Below are 24,225 nucleotides of genomic sequence, written 5' to 3' on the forward strand. Positions count from 1 at the left end.
ATGAAGCCGCTTCCTGTTGTAATAGACTTCAACGTACTCAAATACCTCTCCCCGCACTTCGTCAATGTTCAGCCATGGCCTACGGTAGATAAGCTCCTTCTTGATCGTGGAGAAAAAGGATTCCGCCACCGCATTATCATAACAAGACCCGGTCCTACCCATTGACCGGACCACATTGTAATCCCGGCAGTATTGCGCGAAAGCAGAGGACGTGTATTGAGATCCACGATCTGAATGAAAAATAACATTCTCCGGCATACCTCGGGTGGTCAGAGCATTCGCTAAGGCATCCCGCACCAATGATTCACGCATATGATCGGCAATCGAATAACCAACGACCTTCCGCGAAAACAAATCAATCACCGTTGCCAGATACACCCACCCGGCACCGACCCGTATGTAGGTGATGTCGCCCACCCAGCGTTGATCCGGTGCGTCGGCGGTGAAGTCACGGCCGATCAGGTCCGCCACCTTCGGCGCATCCGGGTCAGGGATCGTGGTCTGCTTACGCGGGCGCGGATGGCAGCAGACCAGCACGGCATCCGCCATCAGCCGCCAGACCCTCTTGACGCTGGTACGCACACCGGAACGGGCCAGCCATGCATGCACGGCCCGGGATCCGACCCGCCCCTTTTGCTGCTCGAAATAATGCCGGATCATCTCCGTCAGTTCACGGTCGCGGCAATCATGGGCGGACTCGCCCCCGCCGGCCCGCCGGTAATACGTGGATTTGGGGACGTTCAGATAATCACACATGAACCGGACGGAGAATTCTCCTTCGTCAGCCCAACCGGCGATAGCAGCACACATCACTGCTCGGTCTTCGCCAGCCAGGCCGCGCATTTTTTTGCGAATCGAAGTTCCATGTCCTGTTGCTGGATCCGCTTTTCCTGATCGTTCCGCTCTGCCCGCAAACGCAATAACTCACGGCGTTCACTCTCATTCAGCGGTTCAGCCTCATCCGGCTCAGGCAAACTTTCCCTCCATTTCTTCACCCAATTGCCTAAAGTCTGCGGCGCAATACCCAGATTCTCCGCAACACCAGCAATCGTCACACCGTCATTGCTCACCAATTCTACAGCGTTCTGCTTATACTCCGCCGTGAACTTCCCTCGAGCCGATCCCATATAAACCAGACGTCCTTCCATAGAAGGCAGCTAAATCACCCGTCCCAAAAATCGGAAACAGTCCAACTGCAGGGTGGTAGCGAGGTAGGTCATGGCGGTTCACTCCATGGTGGTGGTTGTGTTGGTGTTGGTGTTGATGCGGTGGGCAGCCAGTGCCAGGAGCTCCGGGACGGCTTGGATATACCAGTAGGTGGGGGAAGGGTCGGAGTAGCCGAGCCAGGTTGCCAGCAGGCTGAGCCTTGCTGCGGGGTTGCCGCCGTCGGTGGTGTAGGCCTGGATCATCTGCCGGGTAGCAAAGCTATGGCGCAGGTCGTGCAGGCACGGGGCCGGACCCTCCCACGTGAAATTTGCCGCCGCGCGGATCCGCCGGAAGTGATCTTCCACGGTTGCCCGTTGGTAGTCGCTGCCCCTGGTACTGACGAAAAGGGGCCCGTCGAGGTGCGGGCCCACGGTTTGGCGATAAGGGCTGGACTCGTATTTGGCTAGCGCATTCACAGTGGTGGGGTGAAGCGGAATGAGCCTGTCGGGGCCGTGCTTGTTCGCGCGGACCAGCACGGTGAACTCGGGCGCATGGATGTCTTGAGGTCTCAGTCGCAGGACCTCCCCGATCCTCATGCCGCTGACGGCCAGCAGGGCGATGATGTTCGCCATCGTGGCCTGGACGAGCACGGGTGTTAACACCTTTTGGCAGAGGGCGATCAACGTGTCGACCTCATTTTGGGTGTAGATATGGGGCATGCGTCGGTCCTTGGCAGCGTTCAAAGTGCTGGCCGCAGGGACGTGGACGTCCAATTCCCGGGCCTGGCAGTAGCGTGAGAAGCCTCTCAGTGAGTTCAGGCGCTGGCCCTGGTATGAGCTTTTGAAGCTGCCGGCTCCCCGCGCCCACGTGGTCGCCTCGCGGCGGTGAAAGCTGCCCGGGTGTTCCCGCAAGCCCACAGCCATTCAAGAAATCGACGGGTGTGGCGTTCTTCCTCGATGAGTTGGAACCCCAGTGCGTGCCGCCGGCTGAGATAGTCATTCAGGGCAGCCACGAGGACTGCATTGACCGGTTCCTTGTTCACGGCAATTTCCCCCACGCCGGTGCCAACGGGCGCAACGGCGCCATGTCGACTCGGGCATACGTCATCGACGAGGCGATGCTCGCATGCCCAAGGAGTTCCTGGACCTGCCTGAAGTTCCCGCCTCCGGCGAGGACCTCGGTGGCGGCCGTGTGGCGAAGACGATGAGGATAAACGCCATCAAGGCCAGCAATACGGGCATGCTTGAGAATGATCTCGGTAATACCTGCACGCTTCAGGGTCATAAAGGGTGGCAGGGAACGAATGAAAACACCTCGTTCGCCAGGCTCCGCCCGTCGGACTCGTAAGCAGCCCACCAGCGTCTCACCAACATCAACGGGCATAGGCAAAACGAGGACGCTCCCTTGCCGACCACCCGTAAGGACGGTTCCCGCCAGTTAACGTCCTCCAGCGTCAGGCCAGCGATTTCACCCGCACGCGCTCCGAGGCGGGCCAGCATCACGATGACCGCCATGTCGCGACTGCCGGTCGGGCTTGCCAAATCCACTGCACCCTTCAACGCCGCAACGCCGCCAACGCTCAGTGCCTTGGGCAAACCCGAATGGATCCGCCGGGGCGAGAGGACACCGAAAGCAGTCCCACGCTTGACCCATCCGTTGCCCGCAGCCCAGGTAAGCAGGCCACGTAGCAGCGCTGCCGTGCACTGAGCCGTTGATGAGGAATATCCGGCCACAGCACGGACCAGAAAGTCATTGGCCATCGCGACATCGACGCGTTCCCAGTCCAGGTCCCCGGACCGTTCTTCGATCAGCTCCAAGAAGGGTTCCCCGACTCTGCGGGCCTTGTCGACCCAGCTGCTGCCCCGGCCTTGGTCCTCCTCAAGAAACCGCAGCCACTCCGCCAGGCATGCCTTCGCAGGGCGAGGTTGTGCGTGGATTACAGGCACAGATCGGAGGCGACCCGTTTCATGCAGGAACCGAAGGACCGCGGAGAACGTTCTCATTGGCCGAAGCATGCTCCGGGAAGCGTTTGTTGTCCTCCCTGACCAAGCGAATTCCCCGCTCCGCATCCAGGTCACCGAGCCTGAGATCCTCAGTGACCATCCATGAGCCAAGACGCGCTGCCGCACGAACATGGTTGCGTTGGGTGGTCGGGGCGTAACCCTGCATGGTCAGCCACTCGATCAGCTCCATCACCACTGCGGCAAGAGGACCGGCCTGACGACGGAGCCAGATCCTCTCGTGCCAACTACCCGCTGAAGGGGCTGTGCTTCCGTCAGCCACTGAGGCCCCAACGTACGCTAGCTCGTCCTCGTCCTCGTCCTCGACACCGGCAACGAGCGCACACTCGACATGCTTCGGATCATCCATGACCCATCTCCTTCTCCCGTTCGGAGAAGGAGACTCTCACACCGCCACTATGCCGACAATGCCCCGCAGTAACCGGCGCCAGGCAAGGCGGGCATACGCATAGTCGACATAACCCAGACCTCGGCATAAGCGATCAACGGGCGCCTCGAGCATCTTCGCGGCTCAGCCCTGGGTTTCCGGAACCTCAACAACTACATCGCCCGATCGCTTCTGGAATCCGGCGGCTTCAGACCCCAACTACACCCTCGTTCGTGAAGAGCCACTTTTGTTTACAAATTCTGGTCTTATTGACGCCTTCCTATGTCAGAATGGTGCAACAGTCACAGTCTGGGTCTTTTCGCACGACAAAATTGTGGGGAAATAACATGTTGGATCAATCTTCCGCTCGCTCTGCCTTCTTCGGCCGATCAATTAGGAGGCATTGGCGTGTCCTCGCGTCCGTGATGGTCGTTGGGCTGTTGGCTGCCGCCGCCTATTTGGGCATAAACACAGCGCGATATTCGTCCACCAGCATCGTTTTTCTTGAACCCTTGGCGGGAAATCCCTATTCGCCCGCCACTCCGCCGTCACGCCCTGAACAATTGGCTGCCTTGACTACCGAAGCCGGTCTCGTCTACACCGATGCGGTAGTGGACCTCTCGTCGAGCATCGGGACTACCCTCGGGTATGACCTCGGAAGTGGTATTCAGGACGATGTAGTCACCGAGGTTCCGTCAAATTCGCAGGTAGTCCAAATCACCTACACAGAAAATAGCCCGGAGCTGGCGCAGGCCGGCTCGCAGGCATTGGCAGAGGCATATCTGCAGTATCGGCGGGAACGCGCGACACGCGTGGTCGAAGCGCAAACCGAACTCAGCAACCAGCAGTTGGATTCGATCTCTTCCCTTCTTAGTCAGGCGTCTGAGGCGCTGAATGCTGCGATAGCCTCCGGAGATGCAGACGAGGCGGAAGCACTTGACCTTGAGCAACAGGTCATCCTGTACGCGAACCAGTTAGCGCAGGTCCGGCTGGACCAAACTGATGCAGCCACCACCTCAATTACCCCCGGGGACATTATCAGTCCGGCTCCTCTACCGCCGGTTCGTGACGGAGTTCATCCACTGCTGATTGGTTCAGGCATCCTCGGCTTGACGCTGTTTATCGGCATCTCGCTTACACTCGTTCGCGAACACACTGATAGGAGGATTCACGATCGTGAAGACCTGACGGCAGCAGGAGTGTCACCTTTCTTAGGCTCTGTTAGCCGAGGTGGTGGTCCTGATCAAACGGGGGCCCGCGAGGATTACCACCGCCTGACCAATAGCTTGCACCAGTTCATCTCCTTGCCGGAAGGAGCGCTAATGGTTGCGGGCGTCTCCACTCAGACCCCGGCTTGGGAGGTGGCGGCAGGGATCGCCGATACCCTGGCGGAAGCCGGCGTGTCCGTCACTATAGTCCTCGCAACAGATGAAGCCCCACACGGGATGGGTTCCTCGACCGCAGGTTTCACCGACGTGTTATCAGGCCAATACCGGCCCACTGCGGCCCGCGAGTTGGTAGTCCGAGTGACTGACCATGTAGCGGTGCTGGGCCCCGGCACTCAGTCGGGTCGTCTCGAGTCCCTGGTGTGGGACCCGTCACTGGAAATGATCTTCAGGGACCTGTGCACTACCGGGTTGGTGCTCGTCGTGGGGCCGTCAGTGAACACTGCGCTCGGCGGGGTCCTGGCACGCGAGTCCGCAGCGATCCTGTTGGTCGTCGAGGAGGACAGGTCGACCCTATCCGAGGTCCTGACAGCCAGGGAAATTCTTGAGCAAGACCGGACGGAGATCGTGGGCGGGGTGCTTCTGCCCCGTGTACAAGGGAAACGTCAAACCCCAACCAACGTGTCAACCTTCGATCTTTGGGGGCACAGGTCCAGAACACCTTCCGATCCGGAGACCGAAGCTGCCGCCCAGCACTCATCTCATACGTGAGAATCCGGAGGCTCCCCCCGGCCACAACCGCACGCTCCAACGGGCAAACGGCTGTCGCCACCATAGCGCGGTCAGGCAGCGCTAACCTGCTGGGCGCTGGGCTGTCGGCGTTGGCGAACTTCACAATCGTGGTGCTCGTCTCCCGGATGTGGAGTTTGGAGATAGCAGGGTCCCTTTTTGCGGTGACTTCCATCTTCCTTATCGCCCTCGCTTTATCCCAACTTGGAGTTGACCAGGGTTTGGTTAGGTTCATTGCCTGGAACAGCGCTCGGGGTGAGGGCGGGAGTAACCGCTACCTAATAGCCCGAGGCGTGAATATAGCGCTGGCGGTGAGCTGCGTGGTCACGATTGCGGGTCTTGCTCTGGCTGAGGCCTTGAGCGTTCTCCTCGCAGGAAACGACGGTTCAGAAGCGACCCGCGCAATGATCATCGTCTTCGCCGTCGCGCTGCCGGTAGCGGCGACTTATGAACTGTTTCTGGCTATCACCCGGGGGCTGGCTCGGATGCGGCCCACTATTCTGATCGAAAGGATATTACGTCCGCTCCTGCAGCTTGCGGCGGTGGCTTATGCCGGGTTAGTCGGTGCCGATGCGGGTTACCTGGCACTCTCCTGGGTTGCGCCCTACGGTGTTGGCTTGATTTGTGCCATTGGCAGTCTCAGGGGCATCGTGCGCGACAATCCCGGCATCCTTGCGCATGGAGGTTCCGTCGACAAGAAGGCGGTTTCGTCGGAGTTTTGGGCGTTCACCGTGCCACGGGGTGCGGCCCGGCTAGGCCAGGTTGGGCTCCAGCGAGCCGACATCGCGATAGTCGTGATTTTGGCCGGCCCTGCCGCCGGTGCACTATACACAGCCGTGACGCGGTTTCTCGTCCTCGGTCAACTTGCCGGAAGCGCGCTTCAGCAGGTCAGCGAGCCCCAGTTGGCGCGTCTGCTGGCGGTCAAAGACCTCGACGGCGCCAAACTGGTGGCGCGCCGACTAACGTTATGGACGGTCCTGCTGACCTGGCCCATCTATCTGATCATCGCTGTCTATGCCGAGTTTTTCTTGATCCTTCTCTTCGGCACGCCTTACGGGGCTGGGACCCTCAGCCTGCAGATCCTCGCTCTTGCCATGTTGTTCTCCACGGCAATGGGGCCGCTTGACGTCCTGCTATTGATGGCAGGGCGTAGCAGCCTTTCCCTGATCAATACGACGACGGCGTTGGCCGTCGACGTTGCCGGATGCCTCCTGCTTGTCCCGGTCATGGGCATCACCGGAGCAGCGATCGCGTGGGCCTCGGCTATCATCACCAAGAATGTCTTGTGTTTCATTCAGGTACGCCGGTCACCTGGCATCACGCCGTCTTCAAAGGAACTTCTATGGGTGACGGCTGCCCTGGTGTTGTCCTTCGGAGCTCTGCCGTCCGTGGTTCATCACCTGGCGTCCGTACCGCCCGCGGGGGAGGTCACGGTGCTGGCCGTCACTGCGGTGAGCTACGTAGTGCTGTTGTGGCTTCGCCGCGGGGCGATCCTTGCTGGCAGTGCTGGGCCGCCACCGCGCAGACCCGCCTCCAACACGGCGTGAGCCCTGTTGTGTGCCAGTAACATCAGTCTCCCGTTTCCCGCTTCGAATCAATCTTTGTTACAGTTTGGTAACCTTCACCCACCACATAGGGTGCTTCGACTTGCTAGCTGGGACAGGTAAGCAGCCGAAACGGAGTTATATCTATGGCAAAAGTCACTCAATCACGACGGCCAAATCACGGTTCAGATGCCGGCCCCCGATCGTCCCTGAGGAACCAGCTCAGGCTATTGACTGCATCCGGCGGGGTCGCAGTTCTTGCAGCCACCATGCTTGCAGCAGGAACGACCGCAGAAGCAGCCTCCCCCGCGATAAGTGTTGCCGACGCCTACACCGTGTCGACGATGCCTAACGAAAACCGGGGGGACTCGACCAAAATTGCTGTAGGCCTGGACGCCGAGGATCGAAAAACCGGATTCATCCGGTTCGATCGACAAACCGGCGATAGCGATTCGGGTCTGCACCTTGAATTGTCCGTCACCGGCGGTAACGCAGGCAACCTCGAGGTCCATCAGGTTGGCTCTGACTGGACTGAACAGGGCGTCACTGCCACCAACGAGCCGTCGCTTGATTCGCTCGTCGGAAATTTTGCGGTGGCGGGGGGTGCCCAGACCATCAGAATTCCTCTCGTCGGTCTCCAATCGGGTGAGGACGGGACGGTGTCCCTAGCCTTGACCCGCGCTGGCAACGGTGTCAGCCGGATCGCCTCGCGTGAAGGCGGCGCTGAACTTGCGCCGAAGTTCACCAGCGACGTCGAGACCGGATCGCCGGCTCCGACGCCGGCACCTAGCCCTGTGCCGACACCGACACCCGTACCTGCCCCGGTACCGGATCCCGCCGCACCGGAGTGCAGCGTCTCCGCGATACTTGTCCCCAGTTGTGGAAGTTGGTTTGGGGCAACAGCCAACCCGCTGAGCGGTGAGAGCTGGGATACGGCCCTCGCTAACTTCGAGGAAACCGCCGGGCGCACCATGGATATCGCCCACTACTACAAACGCGGTCAGAGCGCCTTATTCCCCAACGAGGTTGAGCTGAACCGTCAGGATGAGGCGGGCAAGAACCGCATCCTGTTTTACAACTGGAAGCCGACCGGTCTAACCTGGCGCCAGGTTGCTGAAGGCGCCGCTGACGGATACTTGCAGGACCTCGCAGCCCATATGAATCGGCACGCGGACAAGCCCTTCTACCTGTCCCTCAATGCAGAGATGGAGGATGAGGTCGACCTAGCCCCCGGATCCGGCCAAACACCAGCCGACTTCCGGAACTTCTTCCGCCATGTCGTAGAGGAACTACGCGGCAATGGCGTCGACAATGCGGTCACGGTCATGAACTACACAGGGATAGAAAAATGGGGGGAAATGCCTTGGTTCAATGACCTTTACCCCGGAAACGATGTCGTCGATTGGATCGCTCAGGACCCCTATGCCTTCGGGAAACCACCAGTCTGGCTGACCGACTTCGCCGGTATGGTCAATCGGACGGACGGCGGCTGGCCAGGATTCTACAACTGGGCCGCCATTAATTACCCGGATAAGCCGCAGATGCTGGCCGAATGGGGGGTGGATGAGGATCCTGCCTACCCGACTTACAAGCGGGACTACTTCAACACCGCCGCTGACCAGCTCGCTCAGCACCCGAAAATCAAGGCCGTCGTGTACTGGGACTCGACGGGCATAGACACGTCAGGAAACCCGCTAATCGTTGGCGATACGCGGGTCGATTCCACACCCTCCAGCTTGAACGCGTTTAGGAGCTTTGTTGACAGCGACATCCTGACCGCGCCCCGAAAGAGCTATCTCGACCGATAAATCTGATTGGGAAACATTAGGTGCCACCGAATGTTTTTCGGTGGCACCTAATGCATTTCCGGAATGCGATGACTAGGATCGATATCTGAGCAACGAGGACGAGGGGGCAGATGAAGCATCCATCCCCGCTCGTCGCGCTCGGCCTCATTCTCTGCATTTTGGCTACCTCGTGCGCAGCACCCACAAAACCGTCGGCAGGGTGTGACGTGTTCTTTGGAGTAGCTGCCAATCCCCACGGGGATGAAAACTGGGACACCGCATTGACAAACTTTGAGCGAACCGTTGGGAGACCGGTGGATATCGTTCATTACTACAAACGCGGCCAAGACACAATGTTCCCGAATGAAACTGAACTGAACCGGCAGGACGAGCTTGGCAGCGAACGGATTCTCTTTTACAACTGGAAGCCGGATTCCCTGACCTGGCGCCAAGTAGCGGACGGCGAGGCGGACGCTTACCTAAGTGAGCTTGCCGCCCATATGACGCGGGAAGCGGATAAACCGTTTTTCCTTTCGCTCAATGCGGAGATGGAGGACGAAGTCAATGAAGACGGAAAGTCCGGGCAAACGGCAGCTGACTTCCGCGACTTTTTTCGTCACACCGTCGAAGTCCTCTCACGCACCAACCCTGAGACGATAGTGACGGTGATGAACTACACGGGGACGCAAAAGTGGTCGGAAAAGCCCTGGTTTGAGGATCTCTATCCGGGCAACGACGTCGTTGACTGGATTGCGCAGGACCCCTACGCCTTCGATCTGGCAGCGACGCCAGACATCTTCCAGCTTGCCAACCAGACTAGCGGCGGATCCTGGCCCGGATTTTATCAGTGGGCGGCAGCAAACTTTCCTGACAAGCCCCAGATGCTTGCGGAGTGGGGAGTGAATGAGAAAACCCGTGGATCACACTCCAAGGCAAGCTTCTTCGGCTCAGCCGAGGAGAAACTATCCCGTATGCCCAAGCTTCGTGCGCTCGTGTATTGGGACCACCCGGAGGTCACCACGGAGGGAGAGGAACTGAACGTGGGCCATACGAATATTCAATCGTCCCCCGAAGCTCTCTCAGCTTTCAACAGCTTCGTTAACGGCCCCTCCCTGACCTCAGAGCGAAGTTGTCAGATAGGGCCTTCCCAATCCGGCTAATTCCCTAAATTCCAGACTAGATTAAGTTTTGGGGCGCAACCAACCAAACCAATTGATTTTTACTGTCTCTTGCGCCCCAACTGGGCTAAGATCGGCCCACCTGTTTGCTTTAGAGTCCTCATAGCCAACCCATCTTCCGGGAGAGCACGATGAATCGTTCGGACCGCATCCTCACCCTAGCCCTCGCTTTCACTTTGACCGGTTGCACGGGCTCGCCAGCCCTGGATTCCTCCGACACTCCGCCCGTTCAGAACGAGTCTTCCGCAGCAACCTCCCCTTCTCCGAGCGCCAGCGCCAGCCCCAGCGCCAGCCCCAAACCATCAGAGATCACGAGCAGCGAAAGCCCACCCCCTCCGGAGGCGACCGGCGGTGCCGAGGACGGCGAGTCCGCTTCACCGCTGCCTGAAACTCCTGAGCCTGGAACCGCCCAGGGGCGGCCGGTCAACGAGCACGGAAACCTGGGCGAAACTGTGGGTGAGACCAGTGTCTTCAACGACGGTTCCGGCACCACGTTCGCCGAAATGGAGGCCGAGGAAATTCAGGTCGATTTTCAGTGTACTGGCGGCTCAGCTCAGAAGAGTATTAACGGCCAGTTCGTCGCACTGCAGTTTTCCGTGGAGGCACAACCCGAGCTGGTGGATTCCGGCTGGCCTTACTTTGCCATGTCAGCCCGCGAATTCAGGGCCTGGGATGCTGACGGGCAACCGGTCGACGACCCGGTAGGAAACAGTGCTGGCTGCGTAGATCCTGACGAACTCTTAGCCAGTCCCATCGAGCCGGGGAGCGACGCCGTAGGTCTCATTGTGCTCGATGTGCCCGCTGGCAGCGGCTCCGCAAGTTTTACGATCGGTGGCTTTGAAGGATCGTACGGGTGGGAATGGGCCTGGTAGCTATCAGAATTTCTTCTTTGGCAAAATGCGACGAATTTCTGGTTCCATAGCAGCCCGAAAAGAAAATGCGGTGAAGCCCTATTCCCGGCATTGTTATTTATGACAGAATCATTTTCCATGGACCAAACCATGGTTGTCGCCGCTTTCGGCGTGGGGATCGTAGTCGGATTGACGGGCATGGGCGGGGGCGCACTTATGACGCCCATTTTGGTTCTCTTTTTCAACGTTCCACCACTGACAGCAGTTTCGAGTGACCTCATGGCAAGCGCTGTGATGAAACCGGTCGGGTCGGCCGTTCACCTGCGTCGGGGCACCGTGAACCTTCAGTTGGTCAAATGGCTGGCGATCGGCTCCATTCCGTCTGCATTTTGCGGGGTACTGATCCTCAAGGCCCTGGGCGACGAGCAGAGTGTTCAGGCGGGCATAAAGTTGGCACTCGGCATAGCACTGATGGTTACTGCGATACTCCTTGTAGTCAGGGCTTACATGCGATTGGTGGAACGGGCACGAACCCGGAGCGGGATCGGGCCGAAGCTGCCGCAGGGACGGCCCGAGGTTACCCCGAGAGTCATGCCGACACTCCTGCTCGGAGCGGCCGGAGGCCTCATTGTGGGCTTGACCTCAGTGGGTTCCGGCTCGATCGTCATCATCGGCCTCATGATGATTTACCCGGGGTTAAAAGCAAGCCAGCTGGTCGGAACTGACCTATTGCAGGCAGTTCCCATGGTGGCTGCTGCTGCTGTGGGGCACATGCTCTTCGGGTCGCTGGACCTTGGAATCGCGTTACCTCTGATCGTGGGCAGTATTCCCGGCGTATATATCGGCGCTCAGATGTCATCGCGGCTCAGCGGGGGTTTCGTCCGCCGGGCTCTGGCGTTCGTATTGCTGGCCTCCGCCCTCAAGATGCTCGGGGTGGACAACGTCACGACCGGCGTGATTCTTGTTGCGGCCCTCCTACTTGCCCCAGTCCTTTGGATGTACCTACGCCGGCGCTATGGTTTTCCGGCTCTGGCGTATACAGAGAAACGACAGAGCGCTCAAGCCCGCAAACTTGCTGATGCCCCCGCCGCAAGTAACGACTCCGGACAAGGAAACGAAAGGTGAACATGATCGCCGGGCACACCCACCTCCTCGAACCCGCCCTGTCACTGGATGGATCGATGCTCGATGAACTTGAACTGCTGTCGGGGGGGCTGTACAGCCCGGCGAACGGCTACTGTCTTCCGGGCCAGATGCCGGCCGGTTGGCCAACTGAATTCACCCTAGGAGTCCCCGCGGCAGTCGCGCAGGAAGCACTTCGGCACGGCGCCATCCTTATTACAGATCCGGACGGCACACCGTTGGCCAGACTCACCGTGACGGATGCCCAGAATGCCTCATCGGTGGTCTTCCTCGCTGGCAGCATCAGCAAACTGCAACCCGCCGAGCATCCACCAGCGCGGAATCTCCGCGTCACTGGGCCACTGTCCCGATCCGGCCCAGATGGCCCACAACGACTCCTCGTTGCGGCGTTCGCCCACCCCCCATTGGCCGACCAAATAGCTCTCACCATGTCTAAAGCGCGGGAGGCGGACTGCGATCTTCTCCTGTTCGCCGTGGTTGACAGCAACCAGACCGGTACCCAATTCGTCCAGGAATTGATCGACAGCCTCCAACTGTGTGCGGACCAAATCCCCAATGCCCGCGTGCGTCTTTTGGTCTTTCCAACAGCTAAAGGCCCTGAAGGGATGCACGCGCCCTTGTTGCGACGGCACGTCCTCGACCGCGTCGACGCCGACCTGGTCCTCGACTTCACCACGCGGGTAGTTGAGCGAACTCCCCCCGCCATCTCGCAGGGGGGCGGACTTGTCGTTCTTTTTACCGGGTTCTCCGGTTCAGGCAAGTCGACCCTAGCGCGAGAGTTGGTCGAACGCCTTCGGATAGTCGACAGCCGGCATTCAACACTCCTGGACGGAGACTCCGTGCGCAGGATGCTGTCCTCGGGGTTGGGCTTTTCCCGGGCCGACCGCGAGATGAACGTTCGACGAATCGGATGGGTCGCCTCTCAGATCGCAAGTGCGGGCGGTATTGCGGTGTGCGCTCCCATAGCTCCTTACGATTCAACGCGACAAGAGGTTCGCGAAATGGCTGAATCGTTCGGGGATTTTCTTCTTGTCCATGTCTCCACCCCATTGGCCATCTGCGAACAACGGGATCGAAAGGGTCTTTACGCTAAAGCACGTGCCGGGCTGATCAAGGAGTTCACAGGAATTGATTCACCCTATGAGATCCCTACCGATCCCGACTGTTGCTCGATAGATACTTCAGCGGTAGAAGTAGAAGACGGCGTCACACGGGTATTGGAAGCCATTAGCCGACTACGCCCTGATCTTGCTCGCGAGACGCCGGTCTCACGGCGGCAGATCCTCGCCGAGTAGGGATCTGCCCCCGTGAGCCGGACTAGTCGGCCCCGACAATCATTCCGGCCCCCACCGTGCTGTTGCTGAACTCATCGATTAGAACGAAGCCGCCTGTCTGGCGATTGCGCCGGTACTCATCGGCGAGCAGGGGTGACGTGGTGCGTAGGCGCACCCGACCTATCTCATTCAACTTGAGATCATCCACGCCAGAGTTCCGGTGCAGAGTGTTGATGTTTAGTTCGTAGTGCAGTTCCTTGACGAGCGCACGAGCGTTCCGGGTCGTGTGCTTGATCGCCAGCTTGTGGCCCGCGCGAAGCGGTTTGTCACTCATCCAGCAGACCATTGCATCTATGTCCTGCGACACGGTCGGCTGGTTGTTGGCCCTGCAGATCATGTCCCCGCGGGAAATATCCACGTCGTCTTCCAGCCGAACCACCACGGACATCGGTGCATAGGCCTCAGCTAAGGGACCGTCGGCTGTCTCGATCGATGCAATCCGGGACGGCAGCCCGCTGGGCAGGACCAAGACGTCGTCCCCCGGCCTCATCACGCCGCCGGCCACCTGACCGGCATATCCCCGGTAGTCGTGGCTGCGGTTCTGATGCGGACGGATGACATATTGCACGGGAAAGCGCACATCAACCAAATTTCGATCGCTTGCAATGTGAATATTTTCGAGGTGATGCATGAGAGCTGGACCCTCATACCACGGCATGTTGCTCGACCGCGTTACCACGTTGTCACCCTTCAGCGCGGACACCGGGATTACCGCGAGATCAGTGATATCAAGCTTCGCCGCAAACTCTACAAACTCCGCATGGATCGACTCGTAAACTTCCTCCGACCAGTCCACCAGGTCCATTTTGTTAATTGCCAGCACAAGATGGGGAACGCGGAGTAGTGAAACCAAAAAGGCATGCCGTCTGCTTTGCTCTACCAGACCTTTTCGGGCATCCACCAGAACGATAGCCACATCAGCGGTAGAGGCGCCGGTGACCATGTTGCGGGTGTACTGGATATGACCCGGGGTATCCGCAATGATGAATTTGCGTTTCGGCGTTGCGAAGTACCGATACGCCACATCAATGGTGATTCCCTGCTCCCGCTCGGCGCGGAGGCCATCCGTCAATAGAGCGAGATCCGTGTACTCGTCTCCCCGGTCTCGGCTGGTCCGCTCAATTGACTCCAGCTGATCGCTGAAGATGGATTTGGAATCGTACAGCATACGGCCGATGAGCGTGCTCTTGCCATCATCCACTGACCCCGCCGTTGCAAAGCGCAAAAGATCCATCAGAAATACCCTTCCTTTTTGCGGTCTTCCATGGCCGCCTCGCTTACCTGGTCGTCGCCGCGGGTCGCTCCCCGTTCGGTGATCCGCGTCGTCGCTACCTCGGCAACGACCTGATCAGCCGTCGCTGCGTCTGACCTGACCGCTGCAGTGAGGCTGGCGTCACCCACCGTGCGGTAACGGACCGTCTCCGTGAAGACCCTCTCGCTTGCATGAGGTGTACAAAACCGGTGCACTCCAAATAACATCCCATTCCGCTCGAATACCTCGCGTCGGTGAGCGTAGTAGATCGACGGCACCTTAATCCCCTCGTGAGCTATGTAGCTCCAGATGTCCAGCTCGGTCCAGTTGGAGATTGGGAAAACCCTGATGCTTTCTCCCACCTGCACTTTGGTGTTGTAAAGATTCCACAGCTCCGGCCGCTGATTCTTCGGATCCCACTGTCCGAATTCGTCCCGGAAAGAGAACACCCTCTCCTTTGCGCGTGCCTTCTCCTCATCCCTACGGGCACCACCCATTAGCGCGTTGAATCCATTCTTCTCCGCGGTTTCCAGCAGAACGGGCGTCTGAATACGGTTCCTGGAACCATTCGGCTCCTCCTGAACCAGGCCGCGGTCAATTGCCTCCTGCACCGAGCCCACCACGAGATGCACCCCTATCCGTTTGACCATTTCGTCGCGAAATTCCAGAACTTCGTCGAAGTTATGTCCCGTGTCGATATGCATAACCGGAAAAGGCACCGGGGCAGGGGCGAATGCCTTGGCCGCCAAGTGCAACATAACGATTGAATCTTTTCCCCCAGAAAACAGCAGTGCGGGGCGTTCCAGCTCAGCCGCCACCTCGCGGATAATATAGACCGCTTCAGACTCCAAGGCTTTCAATTGTGTCAGGTTATACCGCGGGCCTTTGTCATTCTCAACCATAGTGCACATCCCATCTTTTGAGACCGATTTATCGTAGTAATTCTTTTTGGCTTAATACCTGTAATTTCATAATCAACAATTCCGCAAGGTCAGGGCGGCAAATGAGGAGGTCCGGCAAGTAAGGATCGCGCTGGTTATACGCCAGGGGCGAGCCGTCGATTCGGCTGGCATGCAGTCCCCTGCTTCGGGCCACAACCACCGGGGCAGCAGAATCCCATTCATACTGGCCTCCCGCGTGCACATAGGCATCGACTTCCCCACGCACCACAGCGCAGGCCTTATACCCGGCCGATCCCATCGGAACCAGCTCTGCATCCAGCGATTCGGCGAGCACGCCGACTATCGACGGGGGTCTACTCCGCGAGACGGCGATTCTTATCCGGCCGTTCTGGGTTGTGGCCGGGGCGACTTCCGGGCTGCTGTCCAGAACCACTCCGAGACCCGGCAGTGCTACCGCTCCAACCGACAGTTCGCTTCCCTGCCACAATGCGACATGAACCGCCCAGTCAGGGCGACCTTCTGCAAACTCGCGTGTCCCATCCAACGGATCGATAATCCAAACCCGATCCGAATGCAACCGGGCTGAACTGTCGGCGGCCTCCTCCGAGAGAACGGCATCTGTTGGCCGATATCGGTTAAGCCCCGCGCTGATCAGGAGTTGCGACTGAGCATCTCCTTCATCCTTGAGCTGCTCGCGAGTCAGGGAACGGTTCGTTGCCGTTCGCTGACGTTCCAGAAGCATCTTTGACGCTTGGTTTGCTAGCTGGACAGCCAAGCGTAGATCAGAAGCATCCTCGCGTAACCCTGTCCTGGAATTCATGACACCTCTCCGAGGTAGGGCTGATTATGCACGTAGGTTCTGCCGTCGCTTTTGGACGAAATGGCACCCAATTCGTTACCTTGCGTTCGAAACGACGCTGACATGACCAGCCTCTCGAAGGCAGACGAGGAGCCAATTCCTCCCCGTAGCCGGTCGAATCCGGTCCGGGCACCGCGGGAAACCGGCGCCGCGGGTACACCACCCCAGCGTTCGCCGGCCGGTACGTCCTCGAGGACTGCGGCGCCCATATCGACGCTGGCGCCAGCTCCGATCAGGACCCCGCCCCGAACGCTGGAGTTCATCCCAAGGTAGGCTTCACGGCCAACATGCACCTGACCGCCGAGCGCCGTTCCCGCGGCAAGCATCGAAAAATCCTCCAGTATGTCGTCATAAGCCAACGACACCCGGGGCATCACTACCGCATGATGTCCAATCGACACGGCTGTAGTCATCACCACGTGGGCCAACACGATACTGCCCGTACCGACACAACAACCCGGCGGCACCCGGACGCTCCGATCAATGACCGTGGCGTATCGGTCGGCTGTCACGCCGACATCACAGAGGGCTTCCACCCCTCGTCGTCGTGCAGTCCGCGACGAAGCGCAGACCAGGAACTGCGCACGTGGATACAGTCCGGCATCACTCACGAGGCCTAGAATGGAAACGCCATCCAGGTCAGTCTTGAGCAGATGCTCCTCATCGTCGAGCACCCCGACCACGTCGTAAGTATCAGTTCCTCTGAGAGAGGAAATGACCTCCCTTGCAAGACCGCTCGCCCCAATGAGCAGGAGGGGAATCATTGAGCTGACTTCCGGACGCACCCTAGGAAATCGTTTGTGAGAGACCGCAGCATCGAGACCCTTAATACCGTCGTAACGAGTGATTCCCTAAAGAATAGAAAGACCACAAGTTCAGCACACGCGTAACGCCTACCCGCCGTTCAACTCCCGGTACTTGCATTTCGAAGGAACGCCACCTAGAGGACCGCGTCATCTGGAGCGAGTATCCGGAAATTTACGCGGGAATTGAAAGCGGACTACTTCTTTCCGGGCATCCGACAGCAACTAAAAGCCACCGTCGGTCCTAGCCCTCGGCGCGGAGGTGGTCCTCGTTAATCGATTCCCGACGACTGATGCCGAGCTTCTCGAAAATCCGATACACGTGTCCTTCGACTGTTCGCACAGAAAGCCCCAGTTCCAGCGCTACCTCAGCATTGCGTTTCCCTCTGCCCACCAGAACGGCGATATCCCGCTCTTTGCGAGTAAGCTTTGGTGAGCTCACGCCCCGGTGGAAGGACTGGCCCTTCTGGTGCAGCTGCTCCAGCAGTTGCCTGATGTTCTGCTCCCGCAACCGGTTCTGATCGGAGCCGGCCAGGTTGAGGGCTTCCTGCAGGCAGAGCAGGGCGAGCGGAACGTAGCCGATATCCTCGGCCTGGTGCGCGATACGGACCAATTGATCGGCGTCGTGTTGATCCACAGCTCGGCAAAAGCCAGCCACTAGCGCGGCGCCGGCGCCATCCACCAAGCTGGCAAGTTCCTTTACCCGCGCAAACCGACTGTGCTGTCCCACTCCCAGGGCGAGGACACGCAGGTCCATCTCGGCAGACACCCACCCCCTCGCCTCGGCATGGTCGGCCAAAGAGTGCAGCTGGGCCACTGCATCCGGGTCAGCTGACTGCACCACCCTGGCAGCGAGAATGAAGCCACGGCCCATAAGTTGTGACTGTTGATTTCCCTTATCGCCGATGCTGTCGAACTCCATCGAGAATCGTTGCCAGCTAACCCGCTCGCCCACCACTGAGGCGGTGAACGCGGCGAGTCCGAGTGCCACTGGACGCAAATTCTCCACATCGTGGATGCGAAGGCCTTCCACGGCACCACTCAAAGTTTCAGACGCCTCCCGATATTTGCCCTCACACATCTGGACGACCCCCATGGCTAGGTCAATAGCACCGCCCCAGTAGGCAAACGAGTCCGACGCCGACTCGGTATATCGATTCAGCACCGCTGCAATCTGGCTCCACCGGCCAGCCCGAATCAGTGAGACAACGTGGCGGATAAGGACCCATTCGTGGTCGAGGATGAACCGCTGCGGATTGTCCTTCAACCTACGGAGTGCGTTACCGGTAACATCAGCTCCCCGCGCGGCCTGCCCCGTCGATGCATAGACCTCTCCCAATAGCGTGAGTGCAAGGATTGTGCTGCGTTCGTCATCGTCCGACAATGCGCCGTCAAGGTGCCTACGGAGACGTTCGGTCACGCCCGTGTACTTTCCCTCTGAAACCTCGCGATGCAGCTGCAGCAGGTCGACCTCCCGGTCGGAGGAGAACGGTCTGATCGCCTGGGCATCACCGGCACCAGGTGACTGCAGTCTGATAGCGAGGTGGGCTGCATAGTTCATTGATTCGAGGTCCAGATCGGCTGCAGACAGGTCCTTCAGACACTCCTGAGCTGATCGATACTCGCCTCGGTGGACGTATGCCCGCGCTTTTTGGACACAAGCGGCTGAAGCCATCCTCGGTTGGTCGACCGCTGATGCTGCCCGCAAAGCGAAGGCTGAATCAGCAAGGTTATTGGCCACCGCGGCGGACTGGAGCAGCCTGTCGTTGGGGACAGACACACCACAGTCCAATAACCAGGACGTGTGCCGCACCAGGGCTTCACCGGTTAAGGAACCCGCGCTCGCACCAGCTTCCAGGAGCTGACGAAGCCGCAACTTGCGTCCCGCTGGAACGAGTCCACGAAGGATCTCGCCCAGCAACGGGTAGCTCGGGCGGACCAACGGCATCGGAGGCTCCCCGATAGCAATGAGGTGCGCCTCGTATAGCGCATCGATCGACGAGTGCCTACCCAGTTCGAACAGGGCAGAGATCATCAACGGTTCAGCCAACGCAACCAACTCAAGAACCTCACGATCTCCCGGCGACAATCTCGACAGCTGCCTCTTCGTCAGTTCAATCGAGTGCTTGCCGGGTAACAGGCAGCCCTCCCTGAGAATCCACACCCCATTACTGTTGACTACTGTGCCGCCTCGGCGGGCCTCCGCGATGAGAGTGAAAATGAGGAGCGGATTCCCTCCGCTCACACGTTCCACTGCGGCGCTCGTGCTCAATAGCACCCGCCCGCCGAACACCTGCTGGCATAGTTCATGGACCCCATTCTTGGTGAGAGGCCGAAGCTGGTAGCGGGCCAGAAGCCTGTCTACCGCTGGTCCGAATACTTTTGCATCCATCGCGTGACCTGGTCTACTGAGCAGGAGAACCCGGACTTCTCGTGAAGCCACCACCTGCAGGATCAAATCCGCGCTGGCTTCGTCGAGCTCGTGCGCGTCGTCGACGATCAACAGGGCCGGCGCTGAGCTGGCCGGGTCATTGCCCGCGCGAAGGCTCCCGATCAATGTGCGCATGAAAGCAATCGGGGAATCCGATTCGAGAGGACTGAGCTGTGTCAGCAGCGGCGCCAGCGCCCCGTAAGGGATACCTGCCAACGCCGCGCTGCCGTGCACACGGAAGGGTCTCACTTCTGCTTTGAGCTCTTTGAGCGCGGCCTCGGCGAGTGCACTTTTGCCTAAACCCGCATCACCAACAATCCACGTTCCACTGCCGGACCTGATGTATTCCAGGATGATCTGCAGTTCATCCGCCCTGCCAACGAGGTCACAAGACCCGGGGTTAGCTATGAAGTCCATTGATCACACCTTCAACAAAGAATTTCTCGAAGTTGTGCCCGGCCGGAGATGTGAAGCCGCTCGAAAATTTTCCCCAAATGCCAATCAATCGTGCGCGCGGACAGATTCAGACTCCGGCCCAGAGCGGCACTGCTCTCGCCAGCCGCGGCGGCCGTTGCCAAGGCCAGTTCGAACTCGGTGAGCAGCGCCAAACGATCCTCGATCCCGTGAGAGCGCCGAAGCAGGCGGTAGCTTGTATTCTCCACCAACCGCGCGGCCCGAACCCCTGCCCGGTTCCCCGCACGGTGCGCCGCAGCGCGGGAGGCCCTAGCCGCGTCATAACTGAAAAGTGGATTGCCAATCTCCTGCGCTAGTTCGGCTGCGCGGATCAACACTGGTGCGTCGTCAAGAACCAGACCAGCCCCGAAATCCCTACACAGTGTGGCGTATGCCCCATCGTTTCTCCGGGCGGCGCTGGCGAGCATATCCCCTGAAACTGTACCCTCTAACCGAGTCGCGGCTGATAGAAAAACCAGAGCATGGGATACGTTCCCGTTTGCCAGATCCTCACTGGCAAAAGAGGTCAGTTCATCGGCAACGTCCTCAGTTAACCCGCTGCCGGAAGAAGCTAGAAGGGTAAAGTACGTCGTTCCGCGCTGGATGCTCCATGAAGAAGGGTAGCCGTGAACCCGTACCAGACCAAGATGGTGCTTTGCGCGCTCGGTCTCGTCCTGGAGGGAATAGGCGTAGGCCGTAGCGGCCCGAGCATAAGGCGCCATCCCTTCCGGGTCCCGAAGGCTTAGCTGGCTCAGCGCTGGCACTAGGGACTCCAGGGCAAGATCAGAACATCCCGCGTACGCATAGAGTAGGCCCCGGAAAAGTTCGCTACGGGACGCCCACCGCACCCGGTTCATACCGAGTGCTTCCTCGCCGTCGAGCAGTTCAAGGCATTCGGCGTACTCCCCCGCAAACAGGAGCGCGTTGAATGCCCGAAGATACACCGCGTCTCGCGCCGCCTCCGATACGTTCGAGGTGCCGATTTCCCGCAGCAGGTCCCTAACCAACGTCACCGCTTCTTGCTGTCGCCCAGTCACCGACCACGCCTCGCAGAGCAAACTGCCGGCGTACATTCGAAGGTCGGGTAACCGGTCGCGGTCGAAGTAAAGGTCAGGCAATTCATCGGGCAGTTGCGCGTGCCTGCCGTCGAACATTGCCTGCTCAGCTTTGGCCAGGATCAGTCTGTCCACCATCATTGTGGTCTGCGGGTCCACACGATGGATGGCCCTAGCCATGCCTTCGTGCACACACTCGGTTACCGACAAAACTCCGGTTGGCTGGCCCGTTTCGTCGGGCAACGCCCGCGCTAGTTTGTGATGCTCGATTGCTAGGCTGGCCCGTAGCTCTGGATCTGGCACACCTTCGACGGACGAGATCGTGCCCAGAACCTGGCTCGCGGTTGCTAGCTCGCCGAGTGCCACGAGCGCCCGTACCGTTTCAAGGAGTGCTGCCGGCTCGCGTGTCGCTGTGTCGATATCGGGTAGCAGCGCCAGAGCTGAACGGGGGTCACACTGCTCGTTGGCAGCTTTGGCCGCCCGCAGCAGCAGTGATGGGTCAAGATCCACTCCGCAATCGCGGCCCCAACACGCAAAGTGGGGAAGGCTAGCCGGCGGGAGGGTGGAAGGATCCAGGACCGCATTGAGGCGTTCCCAGAGCTCACGACTCCTTCCTGATGGCATTCCAAATCTTAGGGCTTCAGCGGTGAGCCGGTCGCTGATTCGTGCGGTGAGCTCCGGGCCTGGTGAGACCTCCACCATCTCTTGTTCCTGGAGATAATCAGTATCCTCGGGGTCAACGATCTGGTTCAGGACTTTCACGGGCAACGCGCCGGCAAGGGCAAGAACCTCCAGCACGCGACACTGCGCAGGCGTCAGGGCGTCAAGTCCTAGCCTGACGATTTCCGCGATGTCCTCTGAGAAGAGGACATCTCCGGCCAGGACCCACACACCGTCGAGTTCAAACAATCGTCCGCTACTTATCTGCTTTTGGGCCAACACCTGCAGGAATAGGGGATTGCCTCCCGTGACCGACCACAACGTCCGAATAGCGATAGCGGAGAGACGCTTTTCTAACGTCTGTTGCAGCAGATCTCCGGCTTCAACGAGGCTGAGGGGTTCCACGTCTATACGCCGTAAGTGGCCCGTAGTCCACAATTTGAGGAACTCCCCGCTCCCAGCGGCAATGTCTTGGCTTGTGATGAGCAGAGTGACCGAACCGCTGGAGGCCAACTGAGTGATCACTGTCGCGGTGAGTGGATCAAGGCTCTCAGCGTTCTCCAGAAAGATCAGCAATGGTTTCCCCTTGGCATGCTCGATGAGCACGCTCGCAAGTCCCTCAAGGAGGAGTGCAGGATGGCCGAGCGAACGGGCGTCCAGGGCGCTCAATAACAGGCTCAGGGCGCCATACGGCGTCCGGGAAGCCACCGGGCTGCACCGGATGTGTTCTACGTGGAAGTTTGAACCGGTTCGCGAGAGCATAGCGCTGGCAATTGTGGATTTGCCGACTCCTGCGCCACCCACGAGAATGACGCCGCCTCTCCCCGGCTCAAGCGAATGTAGCGCCGCCGAAACCATCTCTTCCCGGCTCCGGATCGTTGCAGTGGGCGTCTGACGGGTTGTCATGAGCCTGAGCCGATACTCGTCGTAAATCGGCTCCAGGTAGAGCTGAAGACGACCATGCGGGCTTCCTCTAGGGAGCGGATAGTGCGATGTCGGGCTGGTGAGCCCATCCTAGGTCCGATTCGAGAATGCGTCCATGGCAACTCGCGATCGGAGCTTTCGATACGGCCCTGAACTGGTGGAGGTGTAAACATGCCCTGCGCCCAACCCCCAACCCGGGAGAACCGAGTACTACCCGGTCGATGACGGGTAGACGGATCGGTACTTAACCTTCCTCGCATGGTTGAGTTCCCCACGGTTTAGCTCGTCGCGGGTACTCGCCACAAGAAGTCCGAGTAGCGAGTACTCGTGTCCTGCCCGACCCCCTCACCCTAGGCTTCTGTCCATCACATCGATATCAAGCCGAAACTCAGGTTCCGTTCGGGAGTGGGCACTGACAGGACGCAGCACGGGGCAGATCCCGGAAAGGAAGAATCGATGAAGATCATGCTAGTGACCTCCGCGGGAGGCCACCTCGCTCAGTTGTTGCCATTGGACGATTGGTGGCGCGCTCATGCGCGATCCTGGGTTACTTTCCGCCGCCCAGAGGTGGAGGCAGCGTTGGCAAGTGAAGAGGTCACTTGGTGCTATTTCCCGACGACTCGCAACATCCCCAACGCATTCAAGAACCTTCTGTTGGCATGGCCAACCCTGCGTCGATTCAGGCCCGATGTGGTGGTGTCAGTCGGCGCCGGTGTGAGCGTTCCATTCTTCGTTGTCGCAAAACTTCTGCAGATCCATACGGTGTACATCGAGTGCTTTGACAGGATTACAATGCCCACCCTTAGCGGCAGACTGTGTTATCCGCTCTCCGACGTATTCTGCGTGCAATGGGAGGAACAAATGCGGTACTACCCTGATGCAATCAATATCGGACCGATCCTATGAGCAATTTCGCCTCCCAACCGCAGGTGATCGTCTCGTTGGGTACAGATCATCATAGATTCGACCGGCTTGTGGATTGGATTGACGAATGGCTCTCCTCCACGCCGTCAGCGCCGAGTTGTCTAGTCCAACATGGTGCCAGTCGCGCCCCCCGATTTGCGGAGGGTGTAACGCGGATGCCCCGACAAGAGCTGCTGGGGCTATACAGTCGCGCAACCGTTGTTGTGGTTCAAGGTGGCCCAGGGTCCATTCTCGACGCCCGGGAGGTGGGGCATATTCCCATCGCAGTCGCGCGTAGACCCGAAATGCACGAGGTTGTCGACAGTCATCAAATCGCTTTCGCGAACACCATGGCGAGATACGGGAACGCGATGGTGGTCAACAGCTCCGGGGCTCTCGCGCAGGCAATGGAACGTGCCCTCCAATACCCGGAATCAATGCGGACAGCGCCCCGCATCTCCGGCGCACAGACGGCTGCAATGAAGCTGGACGAAGCCATTCGCCAGCTCGAAATGAGCCCCCACAAGCCCGTCGCACTCCGGCGCATCAAGCAGTTGGTGAGCCGCCACTCCTAACGCGGGCGACTCGCCATTGCGTCATTCACGGTCCCTAATCTTCCACATTCCCAGCCTCAGCAGTAGTTATTTGATGCCAGCG

General features: G+C 59.3%; 22 protein-coding genes. 9 read left to right on the plus strand and 13 right to left on the minus strand.

Annotated features, from left to right (window positions below):
- The 7 genes from Y703_RS0100005 to Y703_RS0100030 form a co-directional block, all read right to left on the minus strand.
- Positions 1-810, minus strand: an 810-nt coding sequence (locus tag Y703_RS0100005) for an IS3 family transposase (RefSeq protein WP_253907875.1), incomplete at its 3' end; no start/stop codon positions are given.
- Positions 810-1,148: a transposase gene (locus Y703_RS0100010; RefSeq protein WP_081743284.1), complete on the minus strand. Its 339-nt coding sequence runs from the start codon at positions 1,146-1,148 to the stop codon at positions 810-812. The genes Y703_RS0100010 and Y703_RS0100005, both read right to left, overlap by 1 nt.
- A gap of 78 nt (positions 1,149-1,226) precedes the next feature.
- Positions 1,227-1,865 carry a tyrosine-type recombinase/integrase gene (locus Y703_RS0100015; RefSeq protein ID WP_162148835.1) on the minus strand — a complete coding sequence of 213 codons (639 nt, stop codon included), beginning with the start codon at positions 1,863-1,865 and terminating at the stop codon, positions 1,227-1,229.
- A gap of 95 nt (positions 1,866-1,960) precedes the next feature.
- Positions 1,961-2,188, minus strand: coding sequence for a hypothetical protein (locus Y703_RS22260; protein ID WP_162148836.1), 228 nt, complete (start codon positions 2,186-2,188; stop codon positions 1,961-1,963).
- On the minus strand, positions 2,185-2,529 hold the full coding sequence (locus Y703_RS21125) for a tyrosine-type recombinase/integrase (protein ID WP_081743285.1): 345 nt from the start codon (positions 2,527-2,529) through the stop codon (positions 2,185-2,187). The genes Y703_RS22260 and Y703_RS21125 overlap by 4 nt, the downstream gene beginning before the upstream one ends.
- A complete protein-coding gene (locus Y703_RS21815) occupies positions 2,427-2,963 on the minus strand; it encodes a tyrosine-type recombinase/integrase (protein ID WP_155849337.1) in 537 nt (178 codons plus the stop codon). The genes Y703_RS21125 and Y703_RS21815 overlap by 103 nt, the downstream gene beginning before the upstream one ends.
- A 148-nt stretch (positions 2,964-3,111) precedes the next feature.
- Entirely contained in the window at positions 3,112-3,516 is a 405-nt protein-coding gene (locus Y703_RS0100030; protein ID WP_026551097.1) for a hypothetical protein, read from the minus strand.
- A gap of 590 nt (positions 3,517-4,106) precedes the next feature.
- Between Y703_RS0100030 and Y703_RS0100035 the strand changes: the two genes are divergently transcribed.
- The 7 genes from Y703_RS0100035 to cysC all read left to right on the plus strand — a co-directional run bounded on the left by Y703_RS0100035 (position 4,107) and on the right by cysC (position 13,287).
- Positions 4,107-5,471 (plus strand): GumC domain-containing protein, encoded by a 1,365-nt coding sequence (locus Y703_RS0100035; protein ID WP_162148838.1) that lies wholly within the window; start codon positions 4,107-4,109, stop codon positions 5,469-5,471.
- A gap of 311 nt (positions 5,472-5,782) precedes the next feature.
- Positions 5,783-7,036 carry a polysaccharide biosynthesis C-terminal domain-containing protein gene (locus Y703_RS16920; protein WP_162148839.1) on the plus strand — a complete coding sequence of 418 codons (1,254 nt, stop codon included), beginning with the start codon at positions 5,783-5,785 and terminating at the stop codon, positions 7,034-7,036.
- Between the two features lie 227 nt (positions 7,037-7,263).
- Complete coding sequence (locus Y703_RS20570; RefSeq protein WP_051427150.1) at positions 7,264-8,841, plus strand: CBM96 family carbohydrate-binding protein; 1,578 nt, start codon at positions 7,264-7,266, stop codon at positions 8,839-8,841.
- 293 nt (positions 8,842-9,134) lie between these two features.
- Positions 9,135-9,980: a hypothetical protein gene (locus Y703_RS16930; RefSeq protein WP_155849340.1), complete on the plus strand. Its 846-nt coding sequence runs from the start codon at positions 9,135-9,137 to the stop codon at positions 9,978-9,980.
- Between the two features lie 149 nt (positions 9,981-10,129).
- Positions 10,130-10,870, plus strand: coding sequence for a hypothetical protein (locus Y703_RS0100055; RefSeq protein ID WP_026551099.1), 741 nt, complete (start codon positions 10,130-10,132; stop codon positions 10,868-10,870).
- Between the two features lie 99 nt (positions 10,871-10,969).
- Entirely contained in the window at positions 10,970-11,974 is a 1,005-nt protein-coding gene (locus tag Y703_RS16935) for a sulfite exporter TauE/SafE family protein (protein WP_253907876.1), read from the plus strand.
- 2 nt (positions 11,975-11,976) lie between these two features.
- On the plus strand, positions 11,977-13,287 hold the full coding sequence (gene cysC, locus Y703_RS16940) for an adenylyl-sulfate kinase (protein ID WP_253907879.1): 1,311 nt from the start codon (positions 11,977-11,979) through the stop codon (positions 13,285-13,287).
- A gap of 22 nt (positions 13,288-13,309) precedes the next feature.
- Here the strand turns inward: cysC and cysN are convergent, their stop codons facing one another.
- The 6 genes from cysN to Y703_RS0100095 form a co-directional block, all read right to left on the minus strand.
- Positions 13,310-14,560, minus strand: a complete 1,251-nt coding sequence (gene cysN, locus Y703_RS0100070) for a sulfate adenylyltransferase subunit CysN (protein WP_026551100.1) — start codon at positions 14,558-14,560, stop codon at positions 13,310-13,312.
- Positions 14,560-15,480, minus strand: a complete 921-nt coding sequence (gene cysD, locus Y703_RS0100075) for a sulfate adenylyltransferase subunit CysD (RefSeq protein WP_026551101.1) — start codon at positions 15,478-15,480, stop codon at positions 14,560-14,562. The genes cysN and cysD overlap by 1 nt, the downstream gene beginning before the upstream one ends.
- A 28-nt stretch (positions 15,481-15,508) precedes the next feature.
- A complete protein-coding gene (locus tag Y703_RS0100080) occupies positions 15,509-16,300 on the minus strand; it encodes a 3'(2'),5'-bisphosphate nucleotidase CysQ (protein ID WP_026551102.1) in 792 nt (263 codons plus the stop codon).
- Complete coding sequence (locus Y703_RS16945; protein ID WP_162148840.1) at positions 16,297-17,103, minus strand: LbetaH domain-containing protein; 807 nt, start codon at positions 17,101-17,103, stop codon at positions 16,297-16,299. The genes Y703_RS0100080 and Y703_RS16945 overlap by 4 nt, the downstream gene beginning before the upstream one ends.
- A 283-nt stretch (positions 17,104-17,386) precedes the next feature.
- Positions 17,387-19,990 carry a LuxR C-terminal-related transcriptional regulator gene (locus tag Y703_RS0100090; protein ID WP_026551103.1) on the minus strand — a complete coding sequence of 868 codons (2,604 nt, stop codon included), beginning with the start codon at positions 19,988-19,990 and terminating at the stop codon, positions 17,387-17,389.
- Between the two features lie 11 nt (positions 19,991-20,001).
- The gene (locus Y703_RS0100095; RefSeq protein ID WP_026551104.1) at positions 20,002-22,647 is read right to left on the minus strand and encodes an AAA family ATPase; all 2,646 of its coding nucleotides are present in this window, start codon (positions 22,645-22,647) and stop codon (positions 20,002-20,004) included.
- 474 nt (positions 22,648-23,121) lie between these two features.
- Here Y703_RS0100095 and pssD point away from each other — a divergent pair, with 474 nt between their 5' ends.
- Both pssD and Y703_RS20575 read left to right on the plus strand, forming a co-directional pair.
- Complete coding sequence (gene pssD, locus Y703_RS0100100) at positions 23,122-23,571, plus strand: PssD/Cps14F family polysaccharide biosynthesis glycosyltransferase (protein WP_026551105.1); 450 nt, start codon at positions 23,122-23,124, stop codon at positions 23,569-23,571.
- Between the two features lie 173 nt (positions 23,572-23,744).
- Positions 23,745-24,143 carry a hypothetical protein gene (locus Y703_RS20575; RefSeq protein ID WP_051427153.1) on the plus strand — a complete coding sequence of 133 codons (399 nt, stop codon included), beginning with the start codon at positions 23,745-23,747 and terminating at the stop codon, positions 24,141-24,143.
- Positions 24,144-24,225 lie beyond the last annotated feature (82 nt).

Source organism: Arthrobacter sp. H20, from assembly GCF_000520515.1.
GTDB lineage: Bacteria > Actinomycetota > Actinomycetes > Actinomycetales > Micrococcaceae > Arthrobacter_D.